The organism is Thermopolyspora sp. NPDC052614 (genome assembly GCF_040678635.1).
Taxonomy (GTDB): Bacteria; Actinomycetota; Actinomycetes; order Streptosporangiales; family Streptosporangiaceae; genus Thermopolyspora.
Window position 1 is genome coordinate 500,161 of record NZ_JBFATZ010000004.1, and the last position, 18,366, is coordinate 518,526.

General features: G+C 67.8%; 16 protein-coding genes. 12 read left to right on the forward strand and 4 right to left on the reverse strand.

Annotated features, from left to right (window positions below; all coding sequences use genetic code 11):
• Positions 1–53 precede the first annotated feature (53 nt).
• Together AB0K60_RS11880 and AB0K60_RS11885 are read left to right on the forward strand one after the other, a co-directional pair.
• Positions 54–674 carry an RNA polymerase sigma factor gene (locus AB0K60_RS11880; protein ID WP_364051899.1) on the forward strand — a complete coding sequence of 207 codons (621 nt, stop codon included), beginning with the start codon at positions 54–56 and terminating at the stop codon, positions 672–674.
• Complete coding sequence (locus tag AB0K60_RS11885; RefSeq protein WP_364051902.1) at positions 671–1,777, forward strand: CU044_5270 family protein; 1,107 nt, start codon at positions 671–673, stop codon at positions 1,775–1,777. Before AB0K60_RS11880 ends, AB0K60_RS11885 begins: the two co-directional genes overlap by 4 nt.
• 118 nt (positions 1,778–1,895) lie before the next feature.
• Here AB0K60_RS11885 and AB0K60_RS11890 read toward each other — a convergent pair whose 3' ends face one another.
• Positions 1,896–2,117, reverse strand: coding sequence for a hypothetical protein (locus AB0K60_RS11890; RefSeq protein ID WP_364051905.1), 222 nt, complete (start codon positions 2,115–2,117; stop codon positions 1,896–1,898).
• A 204-nt stretch (positions 2,118–2,321) separates the two neighbouring features.
• Here AB0K60_RS11890 and AB0K60_RS11895 point away from each other — a divergent pair, with 204 nt between their 5' ends.
• Positions 2,322–3,167 (forward strand): alpha/beta hydrolase, encoded by an 846-nt coding sequence (locus AB0K60_RS11895; protein WP_364051908.1) that lies wholly within the window; start codon positions 2,322–2,324, stop codon positions 3,165–3,167.
• Positions 3,168–3,533: 366 nt separating this feature from the next.
• On the opposite strand, the gene AB0K60_RS11900 is transcribed toward AB0K60_RS11895, so the two are convergent.
• Entirely contained in the window at positions 3,534–4,166 is a 633-nt protein-coding gene (locus AB0K60_RS11900) for a hypothetical protein (protein ID WP_364051911.1), read from the reverse strand.
• 145 nt (positions 4,167–4,311) lie between these two features.
• Here AB0K60_RS11900 and AB0K60_RS11905 point away from each other — a divergent pair, with 145 nt between their 5' ends.
• The 4 genes from AB0K60_RS11905 (at position 4,312) to AB0K60_RS11920 (ending at position 8,568) form a co-directional block, all read left to right on the forward strand.
• Complete coding sequence (locus AB0K60_RS11905; RefSeq protein ID WP_364051914.1) at positions 4,312–4,992, forward strand: response regulator transcription factor; 681 nt, start codon at positions 4,312–4,314, stop codon at positions 4,990–4,992.
• A gap of 376 nt (positions 4,993–5,368) precedes the next feature.
• Entirely contained in the window at positions 5,369–6,670 is a 1,302-nt protein-coding gene (locus tag AB0K60_RS11910; protein WP_364051917.1) for a HAMP domain-containing sensor histidine kinase, read from the forward strand.
• Between the two features lie 112 nt (positions 6,671–6,782).
• Positions 6,783–7,145 (forward strand): PepSY domain-containing protein, encoded by a 363-nt coding sequence (locus AB0K60_RS11915; protein WP_364051920.1) that lies wholly within the window; start codon positions 6,783–6,785, stop codon positions 7,143–7,145.
• A 361-nt stretch (positions 7,146–7,506) separates the two neighbouring features.
• On the forward strand, positions 7,507–8,568 hold the full coding sequence (locus tag AB0K60_RS11920) for a mechanosensitive ion channel family protein (RefSeq protein WP_364051923.1): 1,062 nt from the start codon (positions 7,507–7,509) through the stop codon (positions 8,566–8,568).
• Positions 8,569–8,842: 274 nt separating this feature from the next.
• Here the strand turns inward: AB0K60_RS11920 and AB0K60_RS11925 are convergent, their stop codons facing one another.
• The gene (locus AB0K60_RS11925; protein WP_364051926.1) at positions 8,843–9,604 is read right to left on the reverse strand and encodes an HNH endonuclease family protein; all 762 of its coding nucleotides are present in this window, start codon (positions 9,602–9,604) and stop codon (positions 8,843–8,845) included.
• Between the two features lie 179 nt (positions 9,605–9,783).
• Positions 9,784–11,430 carry a DUF6119 family protein gene (locus AB0K60_RS11930; RefSeq protein ID WP_364051929.1) on the reverse strand — a complete coding sequence of 549 codons (1,647 nt, stop codon included), beginning with the start codon at positions 11,428–11,430 and terminating at the stop codon, positions 9,784–9,786.
• 417 nt (positions 11,431–11,847) lie between these two features.
• On the opposite strand from AB0K60_RS11930, the gene AB0K60_RS11935 reads away from it, so the two are divergent.
• The 5 genes from AB0K60_RS11935 (at position 11,848) to AB0K60_RS11955 (ending at position 18,326) form a co-directional block, all read left to right on the forward strand.
• Positions 11,848–14,052 (forward strand): N-6 DNA methylase, encoded by a 2,205-nt coding sequence (locus tag AB0K60_RS11935; RefSeq protein WP_364051932.1) that lies wholly within the window; start codon positions 11,848–11,850, stop codon positions 14,050–14,052.
• Between the two features lie 38 nt (positions 14,053–14,090).
• A complete protein-coding gene (locus AB0K60_RS11940) occupies positions 14,091–16,127 on the forward strand; it encodes a class I SAM-dependent DNA methyltransferase (protein WP_364051935.1) in 2,037 nt (678 codons plus the stop codon).
• Positions 16,128–16,276: 149 nt separating this feature from the next.
• Complete coding sequence (locus AB0K60_RS11945; protein WP_364051938.1) at positions 16,277–16,423, forward strand: hypothetical protein; 147 nt, start codon at positions 16,277–16,279, stop codon at positions 16,421–16,423.
• Entirely contained in the window at positions 16,420–17,709 is a 1,290-nt protein-coding gene (locus AB0K60_RS11950; RefSeq protein ID WP_364051941.1) for an AAA family ATPase, read from the forward strand. The genes AB0K60_RS11945 and AB0K60_RS11950 overlap by 4 nt, the downstream gene beginning before the upstream one ends.
• The gene (locus AB0K60_RS11955; protein WP_364051944.1) at positions 17,706–18,326 is read left to right on the forward strand and encodes a DUF4276 family protein; all 621 of its coding nucleotides are present in this window, start codon (positions 17,706–17,708) and stop codon (positions 18,324–18,326) included. The genes AB0K60_RS11950 and AB0K60_RS11955 overlap by 4 nt, the downstream gene beginning before the upstream one ends.
• Positions 18,327–18,366: the final 40 nt, after the last annotated feature.

Below are 18,366 nucleotides of genomic sequence, written 5' to 3' on the forward strand. Positions count from 1 at the left end.
GGGCGCGAGGGCGCCCACGAAAGGATCCCCCTTATGGACGGACGACGCCAGTGGTGAGGCTGGCACGGTCGGAACGCCTCGGGCCCCCGCCCGTATCCTCCTCCGCCGCCGAGTTCGGCCCGGCGGGCGGGGAGAGCGACGCGGAGCTCATCGAGCGCTCGCTGACCAGCCCCGACGTCTTCGCCGGCCTGTTCGACCGGCACGCGGACGAGATCCACGCGTACGCGGCGCGGCGGCTGGGGCCGGACGGGGTGGCGGCGGCGGACGACGTCACCGCCGAGACGTTCCTCATCGCCTTCAAGAAACGCAAACGCTACGACCTGACCCAGGCGGACGCACGCCCCTGGCTGTACGGCATCGCGTCCAAGCTGATCGCGGGTCATCGGCGTACCGAGGTGCGGCGGCTCCAGGCGCTGGCCAGGCAGGCGCCCGAGCCGGACGACACGTTCGAGGAGCGCTGCGCCGAGCGGGTCTCGGCACAGCGATTGCGCCCGCGGCTGGCGGCGGCGCTGGCGGCACTGTCCGCCGGCGAGCGCAACCTGCTGCTGCTCGTGGCCTGGGCGGAGTTGTCCTACGAGGACGCCGCCACGGCCCTGGACATCCCCATCGGCACGGTGCGTTCCCGGCTGTCCCGGACCCGCGCCAAAATCCGTCGTTTTCTGGAGCAGAAATGATCAAGCAGGACGAGATTCAGCTTGTGGCCGACATCCGGCCGGAGGCGGAGCCGTACGACCCGACGGCGCGCGCCGACGCCAGGCGCCGCCTGACCCGCACGATCTACCTGTCCGAGGCGGCCGCCAACGGGAGCCGGCCGCGTCGGCGGTTCTTCACGGTCGCGGTGGCGGGCGCGATGGCGGGGGCCCTGGCGCTGGCCGTCGCCGCGGCGACCACCCAAATCCAGCGGAACGACCCGGCCGGGGTCGTCGCCGCTCCGACGGGGACCTCGCCGCGCGGCGTGGTGAGCCTGAAGCTGTCGAAGGTGTCGGCGGAAGAGGTGCTCGACAAGGCCGCGAACGCGGCTACCGATGAGCTGCGGCCGCGCGACGACCAGTTCATCGTGGTCGAGACGCAGTCGATGAACGGCGTCGAGAGCGGGGGCGGCGTCGACCAGGAGGGCAAGCGGCAGCCGGAGACCCACTGGCTGTACCGGAGCAAGCGCACCATCTGGCAGCCGGCGGACAACAGCCGGGACGTCGTGGTGAAGGAAGAGCATCTGGACCCGCTGCCCTACCCGGGCTGGCCGATCCCCCAGGAGGCGTACCGCGACCGGGGCAAGACGGAAGTGTTCCCGGTGACGTCCTGCGGCACGCCGACGCCCACCCACTACACGGCGCTGAAGCGGTTGCCGACGGATCCGGAGCGGATGCGCGACTGGCTGTACAACGGCTCCGGCGACCAGCGACGGACCGACGAGGAAGCCTGGTCGCTCGTGGGCGAACTGCTGGAGGAGACCTACATGCCGCCCGCGCAGCGCGCCGCGTTGTTCAAGGCCGCCGCGGGCATCCCGGGCGTCACCGTCATGGAGAACGTCGAGGACGCCGCCGGGCGGGTGGGCATCGCCGCCGGGCGGCCGGGAGAGCTCGGCATCCGCACCGATCTCATCTTCGACTCGAAGACCTACGAGCTGTTGGGGGAACGCGGCGTGGTCGTGGACGCCGAGGCGGCCAAGGCCCCCGTCGGGAGCCTGGTCGCATCGACGGCGCAGCTCAAGATCTCGGTCGCCGACTCGGCCCCGGACGTGGACCGCGATTTCGAGGAGTCTGCCTGCCCCTCCTGACGGTTCCGGCGCAGGGCGGGCCGCATGGTGACACTGTGGCCCGCCCGGCCCGCCCGGCTCTGCCCGATTCTGTCCCACGCCCGAGCGCGGAAGCCCGCCCGCTCGGGCGTGATGCGTCTCAGCGGTCGGTATTCGTGGCCGAGTAGGCGGCGGCGTAGACGGTGGCGTAGGCGGTCGCGGAATCGGTCACGGTGCGCGGCAGCTCCTGCAGGCGGGCGAAGTCGGCCTCGTCGAGCCCACGGCCGCGCCGATGCAGGGGGCGATGCCGCTCGCGCGTTCGCGCAGGGCCGTGCCCTCCTCGGTGAAATCGAGGGTGCCGTACGGCCTGCCGTGGACCCAAGCCACCGAGGTCAACGAGGCGCTGCCGGCCTTCGTCAAGGCTTAACGCGCGACCGAGTGGGCAGGGGACGTTTTCGCCGGGGCGACGTCCACGACCTCGCGCCCGCTCGCCCGGGGGGCGAGGCTCGGCGGCCGACCACCCCGTCGAACGAATAGCGATCTCGGTTTAATCGTGTGCGATGTAATAACAATCAGGAGACAGGCAATGCCATACGTCACCGTGGGCCGTGAGGAGAACGCGCCGATCGAGCTGTACTACGAGGACCACGGATCCGGTCAGCCGGTCGTGCTCATCCACGGCTACCCGCTCGACGGACGCTCATGGGAGAAGCAGACCGCCGCGCTGCTGGCCGCCGGCTACCGCGTCATCACCTACGACCGCCGCAGCTTCGGCCTCTCCAGCAAGCCGACCACCGGCTACGACTACGACACCTTCGCCGCCGATTTCGACGTGCTGATCCGCACCCTCGACCTGAACAACGTCGTGCTCGTCGGGTTCTCCATGGGCACCGGCGAGGTCGGCCGCTACCTGTCCAGGTACGGCGCGGACCGGGTGGCGAAGGCCGCGTTCCTCGCCTCGCTGGAGCCGTTCCTGCTCAAGACCGACGACAACCCCACCGGCCAGGACAAAAAGGGCTTCGACGACAACATCGCCGCGGCCACCGCCGACCGGTACGCGTGGTTCGACGACTTCCTCGCCGACTTCTACAACACCGACGAGTTCCTCGGCACGCCCCGCCTGAGCGAGGCGACGGTGCGCGGAAGCTGGAACGTCGCCATGGAGTCGTCGCCGCAGGCCGCCTACGCCTGCGTACCCACCTGGCTCACCGACTTCCGCGCCGACGTCGCCAAGGTCGCCGAGCTGGGCCTGCCCACGCTGATCCTGCACGGCACGGCCGACCGCGTCCTGCCGATCGACTCGACCGCACGCCAGTTCCGCACGTCCGTGCCGCACGCCACGTACGTGGAGATCGAGGGCGCGCCGCACGGCATGCTGTGGACCCACGCCGCCGAGGTCAACGAGGCCTTGCTGGCCTTCGTCAACGGCTGACCCGGCCCCGGCTCCGGCCCGAACCGCCACATCCTTGAACACTCACCGTCCACTCCACGTCCGGCATCGGGGGCGCCGAACGAGGTGGCGAGGGCGCGGCCCGGGCCGCCGGGCTTACGATGCGCAGGCGCGGTGACCACGTCGCTTCGCCGGGTCCAGCTCTTCGGGCACCGTCCACCGGCACCGGTGGACGTGCCCGCCTCCATGCACGATTGCGGACATCGCACTAGTGTCCCGCGCCGAAAATCCGTCGGTTAAGTTCCCAGGTAAGTTCTCTGTGGGACCGGCAGGACGAGTTTCGGGTCAGAGAGCGAGGCTCGGTTCCAGGCGCACGGAACTCATCGGACGAATTCCAAGTTCGGGACACTAGGACTCCTTCACATTGGCCACAGGGCCTGACGCGGAGCAGTAGATCTCGATCTCCACCTCGTCGTCGCCCCGCTCCTCGTCGTCGCCCCGCTCGAACTTCACCTTCGCGTCGTCGTCCGGTCCGGGATCGACATCGTCGATCACGTATCCCTGGGCCGGGCTCCACGATCGCAAGGTCACCAGGCGGCCGTCGCAGCGGGCGACCACGCTGCCGCCGCGTGTGGTGATGAGCCTGCTCGTCGGCCTCGCCGTACGCATGGGGGAGCTTGTCGGCCGGGGCGTCCGCGTCGCCTCGGGCGGAGCGGTCGGCTCGTCGGTCGGCTCATCGGTCGGCGTCGCCTCCGCGGGCGGCGAGGGCGAGGATGACGGCGGCGTGGGGCGAGGCGAGGCGGTGGCGCGGGCGAGCGCCTCACCGGCCTCCTTCGCCGACAGGACATCGCCGGGACCGCCCGCGAGGGGCCGGCCCAGGAATCCGATGACGGCGATCCCCGCGACGGTCGCGATCACGGCGGTGATCAGCCAGCTCAGCCCCACCAGCAGCAGACGCCGGTTCACCGTACGCCCGCTTCCACCCTCGCCGCGCCCGCGCTCGCCGCCCGCGCTCTCATGGGCACTTCCGCTCTCCTCCACCCGGCATCACCCGCCGCATGTCCCTCTCCGCACGGCATCGCCGTTCCACGTGTCCGAACACCTTCGCAGCGTCAACGCTAAGGCGAGGTTAAGACGCCGCTAATGGGCGATTCGCGCAGTTTCAAGAGGCATTACCGTGTCGAAGGTGGCCAGTGTTCTGCTCATCGAAGACGACGCCGCGATCCGCACCGCGCTCACCCGTGGCCTGCGCGAGCGCGGGCACGCCGTCTCCACCTCCGGCACGGGGATGGACGGCCTCCGCCAGACCCTCGCCGATCGTCCCGACCTCGTCGTACTCGACCTCGGCCTGCCCGACCTGGACGGCGGCGAAGTGCTGCGCATGCTCCGCGCCGTGAGCCGGGTCCCGGTGATCGTCGCGACGGCGCGCGACCAGGAGTCCGACATCGTACGGCTGCTGGACGCCGGGGCCGACGACTACCTGGTCAAACCGTTCAGCTCGGCCCAGCTCGACGCGCGGATCCGGGCCGTGCTGCGCCGCCTGGGCGAAAGCCGTACCGACGAGTCGGTCGTCGTGGGCGAACTGCGCCTGGACCCGCGCGCCCGCGAAGCCACCCTCGCGGGCGTCCCGCTGGACCTGAGCCCCCGCGAGTTCGACCTGCTGCACTACCTCGCCGCCCGGCAGGGCGAGGTGGTCACCAAACGCGAACTCCTCGTCGAGGTCTGGCAGGTCCCGTACGGCGGTGCCGACAAAACCGTCGATGTCCACCTCTCCTGGCTACGCAGAAAACTAGGCGAAACCGCCCAAGAGCCCCGCTACCTGCAGACAGTCCGCGGCGTCGGCGTAAAACTGGTCGCCCCATCATGACCCGCCCGGCAACCCCACCGGCGACCGCCCGACGCCGCGCCCTTCTGGCGACCGCCCGACCCCGCGCCCTTCTCTGGAAGCTCCGCCCGTCCGCCCCTCATCGGCCCGTGATCGCTTCCTCCACCGCATATCCGCCGCAATCCCGCCCGTCCACCGCCCACCCGCCCCTGAGCGACCTGCCCACCACCGACCCCACCACCCCCTCCCCGCCGCAATCCCGCCCATCCACCAGCCACCCGCCCAAAGGTGGCGGCTTGCGCACGATGCCTCATTGCCCCGAGTCTCCCCACACACCCGACCGCACGCCCGACCACACACCTGTCCGTACACCCGACGCCGCCACGTCGTCGGGCGGCCGTCCAGCGGCCGGGCCGCGATGAGGCGCTGGCTCGCGCTGCTGGTGGCGGCGACGACCTCGCTCGTGCTGATCGCCCTGCTGGTCCCGCTCGCGCTCCTGGTCCGCACCGCCGCCGAGAGCGCCGCCACCGGCGAGGCGACGAGCACGGCGGAGTCGGTGGCCGTCGCCGTGGCCGCCGAGGACCCGCAGACCCTGGAGCTGACCGTTCAGCGGGCGTCCGCCGCCGGGAACCCGGTCACGGTCTTCCTGCCGCAGGGCCGCACGCTCGGCTCTTCCGCCCCGCGCTCGGCGGCGGTGCGGCTCGCCGCGCTCGGCCGCAGCGTCACCGCCGAGGCCCCGGGCGGCCGGGAGATCCTCGTCGCCGTCCAGGGGCTGCCCGAGGGCACGGCCGTCGTCCGCGTGTTCCTGAGCGACGCCGCGCTCTCCCGCGGCGTCACCGAGGCGTGGCTCGGCATGCTCGTCCTCGGCCTGGCCCTGATCGGCCTCGGCATCCTGGTCGCCGACCGCCTGGCCCGCGCCGTGACCCGGCCCATCACGGCCCTGGCGCGCGTCTCGCACCGCCTGGCGACCGGGGACCTGTCGGCGCGGGCCGCTCCGGGAGGGCCGCCGGAGGTCCGCTCGGTCGCGATGGCGCTCAACCATCTGGCGGGCCGCATCGGGGACCTGCTGGCCGAGGAGCGGGAGACCGTCGCCGACGTCTCCCATCGGCTGCGCACGCCGCTGACCGCCCTGCGCCTGGAGGCCGAGTCGCTGCGCGACCCCGAGGAGGCGGCCCGCGTCGAGTCCCGCGTCGACGCCTTGGAGCGCGCCGTCACCGCCGTCATCACCGACGCCCGCCGCCGTACCCGGGAACGCGGTTCCTGCGACGCCTCCTCGGTCGTCGCCGAACGCGTCGCCTTCTGGTCGGTACTCGCCGAGGACCAGGGCCGTCCCGTCACCGTGGACCTGGCCCCCTCCCCCCAGCCGGTCGCCGTGAGCGCCGAGGACCTCGCGGCCTGCGTCGACGCCCTGCTCGGCAACGTGTTCGCCCACACCGACGAGGGCATTCCCTTCGCGGTACGGCTGACGCCCACCCGTGAGGGCGTCGAGCTCACCATCGCCGACGCCGGGCCCGGCTTCCCCCAAAGCGCCACAGGCACGGTGACCGGTCCCCTGCGCAGGGGTCACAGCGGGGCGGGCTCCACCGGCCTCGGCCTCGACATCGCCCGCCGCACCGCCGAATCCGCAGGCGGCACCCTCCACCTCGGCGCACCGCCAGGTGGCGGCGCCCAGGTCACGCTCCTCCTGCCCGCTCCCCCGTCCACCGGGCCAACCTCGTGACCCGTGGCCGCGTTCGCCGAGCCGTACTGACTGACGCCGCGAACGACGCATTAACTCGATCTTAGGGTTGCTGCAGCGCGCCCCTATCGTGACCGCCGGTTGACTTGCCGCCATGAGAAACACGATGAAGCTGGTCATCGCAGGTGTCGGGGTCGTCGCGGTGCTGGGCGGCGGGAGCGCGATCGCGGCGGCGTCCGCCGCGCCCTCGGGGGTGTCCGTCACGACGGGCGCGACCGCGGACCTCTCCACGGCCACCGCGAGCAGCACCACGACGGCGAAGATCACCCGCAAGCAGGCCATCGCGATCGCCAAGAAGAGGGTGCCGGGAGCGCGGGTCACCGAGGTCGAGCGCGAGTGGGAGCACGGGTACCACACCTGGAAGATCGAACTGCACAAGGGCGCATGGGAGTACGACGTCTACGTGGCCGTCAGCAACGGGAGGATCATCAAGTTCAAGCAGAAGCACGACGACTGAGGCCGGCCAAGCCTCCGCAGCCGATGGGCGGGGCACCGGATGGGCGTTTCGCACACGCCGCCGGAGCCTCGCCCGGCGGCCCGCGACCGAGGGCCTTGAGAGCCTTGAGAGCCTTTCCCGGCGGTGACAACGCAGGGAAAGGCCCTCATCGCATGTGAGGCACGCCTCATCGCGCGGCGACCGTGCTTCGCCGGGATCCGCAGCCTCACGTGAACGGAGATCAGTAGAATGATCGTCACGTGAACACGTATGAGCAACACGTCGAGCCAACGGCCGCGGGCGGTCTCGCCGCGGCGCCTCGGCGTCCAGGCGACCCGGATTTGGCGGAGAAGAGGTCGCCGCTGAGCGACGGGAGTCGCTCATGACCCAACCGATGGACGTCATGTCCTTCGCGATCGCGAGCGCCTGCCTGGTGGGCGGCGTACTGATCGGCATCGTCCTGCGCACCCTGTTCGGCAGGCTCGCGCAACGGGCCGGAGACACCGCCAGCCGATGGGACGACATGTGGTGGGGCCTGCTCAGGCAGATCGCGCTGCCCGCAGCCGGCATCACCGGGGCATGGTGGGCGGTCGGCGTGCTGCGACCGCAGGAGCCGGTCCGCGGGTTCGTCGAGCGGGTCCTGCTGGCGGCGATCGTTCTCACGGTCTCGCTGACGATCGCCGGACTGGCCGCGAACATGGTCCGCTCGCTGACCCTCTCCCGATCGGGAGTGGCGCACTCGGCGAGCATCTTCGTCCTGCTGACCAGGGGCACGATCGTCGGCGTCGGCGTCCTGGTGCTGCTGCAGAGCATCGGCATCTCGGTCGCGCCGCTGCTGACCGCTCTGGGCGTGGGTGGCCTCGCCGTCGCCCTCGCCCTGCAGGACACGCTGCGCAACCTGTTCGCCGGCATCCAGATCCTGGCGTCGAAGAAGGTCCAGCCCGGCGACTACGTCCGCCTGGACACCGGCGAGGAGGGGTACGTCGACGACATCAACTGGCGCAACACCACAGTCCGCCAGTTGTCCGGAAATATCGTGATCGTGCCCAACGCGCACCTCGCCGACACGGTCATGACGAACTACCACCAGCCCGCCGAGGAGATGTCCGTCTCCGTCCAGGTCGGCGTGAGCTACGACAGCGACCTCGACGAGGTCGAACGCGTCACGCTCGAAGTGGCCCGCGACGTCATGCAAACCGTCGAGGGCGCCATGCCCGACCACGAACCGCTGATCCGCTTCAACACCTTCGCCGACTCCAGAATCAACTTCTCGGTGATCCTGCGAGCGAGCCAGCCGGCGGCCCAGTTCGTCATCGTGCACGAGTTCATCAAGCGCCTGCACCGGCGCTACCGCGCCGAGAACATCGAGATCCCGTACCCGTCCCGCGAACTGGTCCTGTCCACCGCGGCCCCGAACACGGATCGCGTGGATCTCACCGCCTGACCAAGCGCTCTCCTCGCCCGGTGATCAGCGGACCCCGGGCGAGGAGCCGGGCCGCGCCATCGATGCGACGAGCGCCCCATGATGATCCGCGCCCCACGGCCGCTTCTCCTTCAGAAGATCGGCATCGGCCCAAGGCGGCGACCCGGCATTCGCCGGACATATTCCACGACGTCTCGCCTCGCCGAGAGTCCGCGAACGTCGGCCCGCCGCCCGCGTTCCGAATCGCCGAGGATCGGCTCAGGAGCCGGTGTCGGCACGTCGTCCCCGGGACGCGCTAGGCACACTGCTCCAGCATCGCGGTCTTGTCGGCAGGGGTGACCGGCAGGTCGTACTTCAGCGCGACCTGAGCGAAACGCACCACATAGGCGCAGCGAATCTTGCGGGACGGCGGCAGCCAGGTAGCGGGGCTGGAATCCCCCTTGGAGGAGTTGGTGGACCCGTCCACACTCAGCAAATTGAGCGGATCGTTGGCGATCCGCACCCGCTTCGCCTTCGACCACCGGGACGCCCCCATCTGCCAGTCATACGACAACGGCATCACATGGTCGATCTGCACCTCAGAGGCGTCCGACTTGCGCCATTTGATGGTGGTCGCGGTGTAGGGGTCGTACACCGTCATCGACTCCAGCACGCAGTCCGAGCCGGACCGGTACTTCAGGTCCTTCCCGTCCCGCGCCAGGATGTCATTGCGCGTGTCGCACCCGTTGCGCGCCAGTGGGATGTCGTCGGCGTTGTCCGCCCAGGCGTACCCGAACTCCTCACGGTCGTACCCGGTCTTAGGCCCGCGCCCCTTCGTGTCCACCTTCTCGATGAGGGCGCGGGCATCCTCCTTGTCCTTCGCCGAGGTGATGGGCGCGAGCCCAGGCTTGGTGCCGTCGGGGTTGTCGAGGGGGTTGACGCCCGTGGCCTTGGACGAATCCCCGGAGGCCCCGGACCGTCCGGAATCGGCGAGCCCTCCCAGGTCGCTTACCGGACCGCATCCGGTCAGTACGGTCATGGCCGCCGTGATCGCCACGACCGTAGGTAAACCGCGCATGCCCACCCCAAACCCAGGTCATCGACGTGTAACGCCTAGGTATAGCAAATGCCCACGAGAGGAGCGATTAGCGCATCGCCCATATAACGGTCGCGCGCGACCTGATCCTCGGCACGACGCCAAGCCGGATCGCGGTTCTTCGGCCGCGACCGAAGATGCCGACGACCCGGCCTGTACGGCTATCGCGCCGGTGCCAGAGGAATGCCGATGACCTCGACCTCGACGTCATAGTGCGACTTCAGGGTGGCGGCCATGTTGACGAGCACGACCTGAGAGAAGGGGAAGAGGGTCCCGGATGTGAGCGTCCGGCCGGTGGTCAGGTGGATCGCGAAGACGACCTTCCTGGGCCGATAGCCGGAGGAAACGGTCCTGGCGCCCGCGCTGACCTCGGCGACGATCTCGCTGAAGCCGCGCCTGGCCTCGGGCTCGTTGAAAAGCGTTTCGACGGCGACGAGCGCTTGGTTGAACAGGTGGCTCAGAGGTCCGGAACCGTTCGCGGGCTTGACGCAGACGAGCTCGCCGTCCGGCCCGAGGAGATCACAGACTTCGAACCCCGTGTGACGGTGGAGTGCGGTCCGGACATTCTTGCGATCCAGGCACAGGTATCTGGCCTGGCCGAGTTCGTGCTGCACACGCGTGTTGTAGTGTGGCTCGTGCTCGCCCTTCTCCCATGGCGGCAGAACCGTCTTGGGGTTCGCGACGATCAACTCGTCGACCTGCTTGCGGATGGAGTTCAGGAACTCGGTTCCGCTCTCGTGCCATTCGCCGTCAATGAGGAAGTACTGCCGGGCTCCCATGGTCAAGCCGGCCTCTATGAAGCGGATGGCCGACGCGCTCCCGATCGACCTCGCCCCGTCGCGACTGTCCGACAGCTCAATTCGGCCGTGTCGCAGCGCCGCAGCCGGGGTGCTGCGGTTCAGGACGCGGCATCGGCTCAGGATGTCGTCCAGGTCCAGATGGGGCCTGCCACGCAGCAACGCCGATCCGATCCTGATGTTGTACGACACGGTCTCGGCCAGCCGGGGGATGAGGTCGACGGGCACGGCCAGGCCGAGGGGAATGTCGACCGCGCCACGCAGTCCCTCGTCGAGCCCGGCGTCGAGGCGCTCGATGAGGCCGGCGTCCCGCACAGGCCGAATCGCCTCGATGAACGCGAAGCTCGGGTGGGCTTCCGTCGCGCAGATCTTGTTGATCTGCTTGAGCATGGCGACGAGCTTGACGTTGTCCAAGGGGATGGGCAGCCGCAGTCCCGCCGCCCCCTCGACCGTCACCGTCCCGCCCGTCTCCAGGCCGAAGGCGTCCGTGGCCAGCTCGCCGCCGAGCCTGCGCACGATCTCGTCGTGCCGCCGGATCCCGATGCTGTCGATGGGCAGGCCGGACGGCACGAACGTGGCGTCCTGGCGGCCCATGCGGGTCATCGACCGGCGAAAGATGTCGCGCACGCGGTCGGGGTCGACCGCGCGGACCGCGAACCTGAGCCCGAAGTCGGCCTCCTTCAGCTCGTCCGGCACGAGCCGGAAGCCCTGGCCGAACCCGATGGCGAAGACCTTGCCCTCCACGGCGACCAAGAGCAGCGCGGCGGCCTTCTTGTCGTCGAGCGAGGTGTCCTCGCCGACGAGCCGGGCGAGGTCGGCGGACCAGTCGACCTCCGCAATCTTGAAGTGCCCGCGGACGAGGTAGGCGACCGCTCCGGCGGGAAACTCAGGAAAGATCGGCGCGAACTCGCGCTCGTCGAGAAGTTCCCCGTCGAGCGCGTAGAACAGTCCTTCGAGAGTGGGCTCGACGCCCTGCAGGCGGTAGAGCGTGACAACACGGTTCTCGGCCATGAAGGCTCCAAGGAATGGCGGGCCGCGTCTCCAAGCACGGCCGGTGAGGAACGGAGGCCGTCGTGGAACCGGCCCAGGGTGCGCGGCGTGGACGAATCCGCGCATGAAAGGTGCCTGCGGTCACGGAGCGGCTTGAAGAAGGGCAGGACGAGCCCGATGTGGAACGACCGCGCCATGAGTGTGCCCCCGAGTCATCATCTGCTCGGGGGGCCTGCTCGGCTTACGTCTTGGTCATCAATCTGGACCTCTCGCGGTGACGTGCGCCGTGAAGGAACGGTGTGAGGGTTTCGGTCCTGCTACAGCAGAAGCGCCGCCCGGGGACCAGCAGCGGCACTGCAAGCACTCTCATAGGACAACATAGGGTGAAAGCACTGTCAAACCTATTACCATGACTAAGCATACGTTTACACGGGGCGAGTGCCGACAAACCTCCTCTTTTGGCAGGATGAGGAGGTGTCACCGAAATCGGAGCAGTTGACGGCCGCCGAGATCTCACGTCTCGCGGGAGTCACGCGAGCGACGGTCAGCAACTGGCGGCGTCGTCATGCGGACTTTCCCCAGCCTTCAGGCGGCTCGGCGGCAAGCCCGACCTACGACCGCAAGGCGGTCGAAAGCTGGCTGGCCGCGCGTGGGCAACTCCCGAAGCCGTCGCTTCATCAGGAACTGCTGGACCAGTTGCGCAAGCTGTCGGACGACGCGACGCCGGAGCGTCTGGCGGCCCTGTTCCTCGCCGTTCGCCGTACGGACGAGGCCGAGCGCCGGAGGCTCAGCGAACTTCCGGACGAGGACCTTCTCCCGCACATACGGGCGGCGATAGGAGACCTGATCCCCGACCCCGTGAAGCCCACCCAGCCCAGGCTCACTTCGTATATGGCGCTCATGGCACGCACTCTCCTCCTGTCGTTGAAGGACCGTGATGTCCGCGAGGTCCTGGACGTATTCCAGAGCGCGCGGTGGCCCGACGCGAGTTCCGCCCGAGCCGGACACGACACCCCGGAGGACGTCGCCGACCTGATGGCCGCGCTCGTCGAGCGGCGACCGTACCCGGCGAGCGTCTTCGACCCCGCCTGCGGTTCGGGCGAACTTCTGGTTGCGGCCGGGCGGCGCGGTGCCGCGAAGCTCTTCGGGCAGGACCTGTCCTCCACCCAGGCCGATATGGCGAGATTCCGCGTCGGCGTCCTCGTGCCGGAGGCCGGAGTGCGGCTGCGTACGGGAGACAGCCTCCGACAGGACGCCTTCCCGGAACTGACCGCCGAGGCCGTGTTGTGCAACCCGCCCTACGCCGACCGTGGCTGGGGGCAGGACGAACTGGGCTACGACACCCGCTGGATGTACGGGGTGCCCAACAAGAAGGAGCCCGAGTTCGCCTGGGTGCAGCACTGCCTGGCCCATCTGGAGCCGGATGGGCAGGCGGTCATCCTGCTGCCACCCTCGGTAGCCGAACGACCCGGCGGGCGGAAGATCCGAGCCGAGCTGGTACGGCGCAACGTCCTCCAAGCGATCATCGCCCTGCCCCCGGGAGCGGCACCGCCTCCGCATGTAGGCCTACATCTGTGGATCCTTCGCCGACCCTCCGCGGCCCGGCCGGACACGCCCCGGGTGCTCTTCATCGATACGGCGAAGCCCTCCGTGATCACTTTCGGAACTGGCAGCGGGAAGTCCACAGCATGGGTCGCGGCCTTGAGAAAGACCATTGAGGGGGAGGAACCGCGTTATTCATTGCGGACAGAACTTCGCGACGTCATACTCAAAGACTGGCGAAGCTTCCAAGATGCGCCAGAAGACTTCGTGACGGCATCAGGCATCGCGCGTGCCGTGCCCGCGCTGGACCTCCTCGACGAGAGCGTCGACCTGACGCCCAGCCGTCACGTTCGCGCGGCGCCTCCGGCCGCTGAACCGCAGTCGTACGCCGAGGACACACGAGCCACCCGGCTGCAACTGAGACGCGCGCTCGATCTACTGTCGGCGGCGAGCGGCGGTGAGGACTGGAAGGCCGTCGGCGCGAGGGCCGCCTCATGGCGCACCGCCACCGTCGCCGATCTCGTACGCGGTGGTGCCATCGGACTTCATCGGGCGAAGGTGCCGTCGCGCGAGAAACAAGCGACAGACCCGGATGATGCAGTACAACAGGCCGACGCACGTGTCCTCACAGCGGGCGATGTCATTACAGATCAACCGGCTTCGGGCAGACTCCCGGAAAGTCCCATCGCCGAACCTCTGCGAATACAACGCGGCGATGTCCTGCTTCCAGAGATCCTGCATGACGGTTCTGGCACCGCCCGCGTCGCGGAGGATCGCGACGTGGACACCGTTCTCGGCCCGAATCTTTACCTGTTCCGTCCTGACCTGAATCGTATCGATTCATGGTTTCTTGCAGGCTTTTTGTCAGCCGAAGAAAACCTGAACAGCACCGCCACTGGCAGTACGATCGTGCGCGTTGACGCGCGCCGCCTCCGTGTCCCGCTGCTCCCACTCGAGGAGCAGCGGCGGTACGGCAGGGCGTTTCGCAGGATGGCCGCCCTGCGAAGATCGGCCACCCTCACCGCCCGACTGGCCGCGGAGACCGCTCGGCAGTACACCGCTGGCCTGACCAGCGGAGTGCTCCTCCCGCCGGATGACTGACGGCCCGCCGACCGACCCCGAGCACCGAAAGGAATCTTTTGAACCACAGCAAGGTCGCCGAACTTGTGAACCACGCATGGTCGGTCGCCGATCTCCTGCGTGGTGACTACAAGCAGTCGGACTATGGCAAGGTCATCCTGCCGTTCACCGTATTGCGCCGTCTCGAATGCGTGCTGGAGCCGACGCGGGACAAGGTTCTGGCCACCGTCAAACAACTCGCCGGCCAGGACATCGACGTGGACGCCTTCCTCCGCCGGGCATCCGGCCACAGCTTCTACAACACCAGCGCCTACACGCTGAAGGCGATCGCCGGGGACGCCGACCAAACGGCCAGGCACCTTCTCTCCTACATCGGGGCGTTCTCCCCCAACGCCCAAGAGGTGATGGAGAAGTACGAGTTCGCCCAGCACATCAAGAGACTGGACGGAGCGAACCTGCTGTACAAGGTCGTGGGGCGGTTCGCCGATCTGGACCTGCGGCCGGTGCGGCTCGACGCGGACGGGAAGGTGGAGCGCGACGCGGAGGGCAACCCCATCGTGATCGTCTCAAATCATGACATGGGGTACGTCTTCGAGGACCTGATCCGCCGTTTCGCGGAGCAGTCCAACGAGATCGCCGGTGAGCACTTCACACCGCGTGAGGTCATCGAACTGATGGTCAACATGCTGCTTGCCCCCGACGACGATCTCCTGGCCGTTCCCGGCGCGTCCCGCCAGGTGCTCGACCCGGTCTGCGGGACCGGCGGCATGCTCAGCGCGGCCGAGGAGCACATCCGCAGCCTGAACCCCGACGCGTCGGTCCAGCTCTTCGGCCAAGAGCTCAATCCGGAGTCATGGGCGATCTGCCGCTCCGATTTGATGATCAAGGGCCAGAACGCGGAGAACATCAAGTTCGGCAACTCCTTCAGCGACGACGGGCATCGCGGCGCGACGTTCGACTACATGCTCGCCAACCCGCCGTTCGGGGTGGACTGGAAAAAGGTGAAGCAGGAGGTTGAGGAGGAACACGAACGGCTCGGCGAAAGCGGCCGTTTCGGTGCCGGCCTGCCAAGGATCAACGACGGCTCGCTGCTCTTCCTCCAGCACATGATCTCCAAGATGAAGCCGGTCGAGAAGGGCGGCAGTCGCGTCGCCATCGTCTTCAACGGCTCTCCCCTCTTCACTGGCGCGGCCGACTCCGGGGAGTCGCGGATCCGCCGCTGGATCCTGGAGAACGACTGGCTCGAAGCCATCGTCGCCCTCCCTGACCAGCTCTTCTACAACACCGGCATCTCCACTTACTTGTGGATTCTCACCAACCGGAAGGACGCCGACCACCAGGGCAAGGTCATCCTGCTGGACGCCCGCGATTACTGGACCACGATGCGCAAATCCCTCGGAGACAAGCGCAAGTACATCTCAAAGGCCCACATCGCCGAACTGACGCACCTGTACGGCGAAGCGCTCCAGGTGGCCGCCGACCCCGAACACCCACTGCACGCCAAGGTCAAGGTCTTCAAGAACACCGACTTCGGCTACCGGCGCATCACCGTGGAGCGCCCCCTGAAACTCCGCTTCGAGATCACCGACGCGACCCTCACGGCAGTGAGCGAGTCGAAGGCGCTGGCCAAGCATGTCAAGCCGGACGTGATGGCGGATGCCCTCAAGCCGCTTCTCGGCCAGAGCTGGGACAAGAAGGCCGACGCCTTCGACGCCGTTCGCAAGGCGATGGCCGAAGCCGGGGTGATGTGGCCTTCCGCCCAGCCCTTCCGCGCCGCCCTGCGTGACGCCATCGGTGTCCGAGACCTGGAAGGGGAGGTGCAACTGAAAAAGGGCGAACCCGAGCCCGATCCCGAGTTGCGCGACCATGAGAACGTGCCGCTGGATCAGGACGTGGACGAGTATCTGCGACGCGAAGTCCTGCCACATATCCCCGACGCCTGGATCGACCACACTAAGACCAAAATCGGCTACGAGATCCCCTTTGCCCGGCATTTCTACGTCTGCAATCCTCCCAGTCCTCTGGCTGCGATCGATGCGGAACTCAGGGCCCTTGAAACAGAGATGCAGAGTCTCCTGGGCGAGGTGACTCGGTGAGCACCTTGGCACCATGGCTTGAGCAATCAAAGTGGCCTACTATGCCCATACGATGGGTGGCTAAACCCGGACCTGGCCAGGTCGCCTCATTCATTGCTCCCGTTCCGGCGCTGCCCGTGCAGCAAAGACGCGTTACACAATTAGATACAATGTTGGACAACCTGTCGAAAGTAAAATCTCGTCCTACGCGGCGAATCACCCTATTGGAAGAACATCGCCAGGCTTTGATCACGGCGGCCGTCATTGGCGCCTTCGATATGTCGAACGCCAGCGGACAAGGAATTGATGTGTCGTGACCATCGCCGCCAAGGGCTCACCGGTTGTTCTCGTTGACAAAATCCGCATACGAGGCTATCGCTCAATTGCCGAGTGTGACGTCCCGTTGGGGCCGCTTACGGTATTGGTCGGGTTCAACGCTGCCGGCAAGTCAAACTTCCTCGACGCCCTTCGCTTCACCGCTGATGCGCTGGCCGCTTCACCCGGACACGCGTTGTCGGTTCGCGGTGGCTTGGAACGTGTCCTCCACCACGGCCCAGCCACGAGTGAAGCGGTTGAGTCTTTCTCCATTGAGCTTGACTTAGAGCTTCCCGCCAACGAGACCGGCGAGGCGAAACCCGCTTCGTACAAATTCGAGATCGGCCGTGCATCGTCCCGTCGGAGTTCTCCGATGGTTCTGCGCGAGGAATGTCATATCAAGGAACCGGACGGCGGCGGCAAGTGGTTCGCGGTGTCACCGGAGGGCTTCACGTCCAGTTCGTCGCTCTCTACTCCGGAACTCGCAGAGCGAAGGCCTCGAGACCGACTGCTGCTTCAAGCCGTTTCCGTGTTCGACAAGGCATTTCAGCGCCTCCAGACGGCCCTGACCAGCATGCGGTTCTACGAGTTCGACACCACGGTTCTGCGAAGGATCGACGACGATACCGAACGGCACACCACGCTTGGTCCTCGTGGCGAGCACATCGGGCATGTGCTCGGAACCCTCGCCGAAACAATGCCGACGGTCAAGGAGCATCTCGACAGCTATTTGCGAGCGGTGGTTCCGCAGCTCCTGGGAGTCGACGAACGGCGTGAGGAGGAGTTCTCCACCATCCGGGCACGCTTCTGGAACGGCGATCCAGCACTAGGCTTTTGGGAAGCGGTCAACTCCGGTAAGGTGTATCCGCCCGCCCCGCATGTGGACGTGTTCCAGCGGCAGGAACTGTCGGAGGGGACGCTCCGGGCCGCCGGCGTACTGGCGGCGCTGTTCCAACCCGGTGTGCGGCATGGCTCGATTCCCTTGGTCGCCATCGAGGAGCCGGAGACCGCGATTCACCCCGCCAAGGTGGCCGCGCTGTACGACGCTCTAGAAGACGCGTCCGCCCATACCCAGGTGATCGCCACAACCCAGAGCGCCGACATCCTCGACACCGAGTACGCCAAAGCAGAACATTTACGCCTCGTCGAGATGGTGAACGGGGTGACCCGCATCGGCGAACTCGACGAGCACACCCGCCAGTACCTCGCCGAGCAACCGTCCATGCTCGCAGCGATGCACCGGCAGGGACATCTCCGGCCTGCCGATCACGAGCAGGGACGGCGATGACTCAGAGCGCGCCCACTCGTCAGATCGCCGTCGTTGTCGAGGGACACGGTGAGGTCGACGCGGTTCCGATCCTGCTGAACAGGATCACGGCCGAGATCATGCCCGAGGTGTGGCCGGTGTTTCTCCGCCCGTACCGCGTGGGACGGGACACGCTGATGAAACAACACGGGATCGAGGCCACGGTCAACGAGATCACGCGGAAATTCGGAGATCTGGCGGGTCTTCTCGTGCTCCTCGACTCGGACGACGACTGCCCGGCCAGCTTGGGTCCCGGTCTGCTAGCCCGTGTCGAGGAAGCCCGGCCGGGTCTTTCCGCCGCCGTGGTTCTGGCGCATCGGGAATTCGAAGCCTGGTTTCTCGCGGCGGCCGTCTCCCTCCGCGGCTGCCAGGGGCTCCCCTCCGACCTCGAAGCCCCAGCGGATCCGGAAAGTATCCGCGGCTGCAAGGAATGGCTGACCTGTCGGCGTCCCAGCGGCGCGCCGTACCGGCCCAAGAATCATCAACCGGGACTGGCGCAGCGGTTCGACCTGAACATGGCGCGCGCTAACTCCCCCTCATTCGCCAAGTTCTACCGGGACGTCGAATACCTCATCACGGGGAAAAGGAACCCTCCATGAGTCCCATCCACCACGAGTCCGCGTTCGGCGATCCGGGACG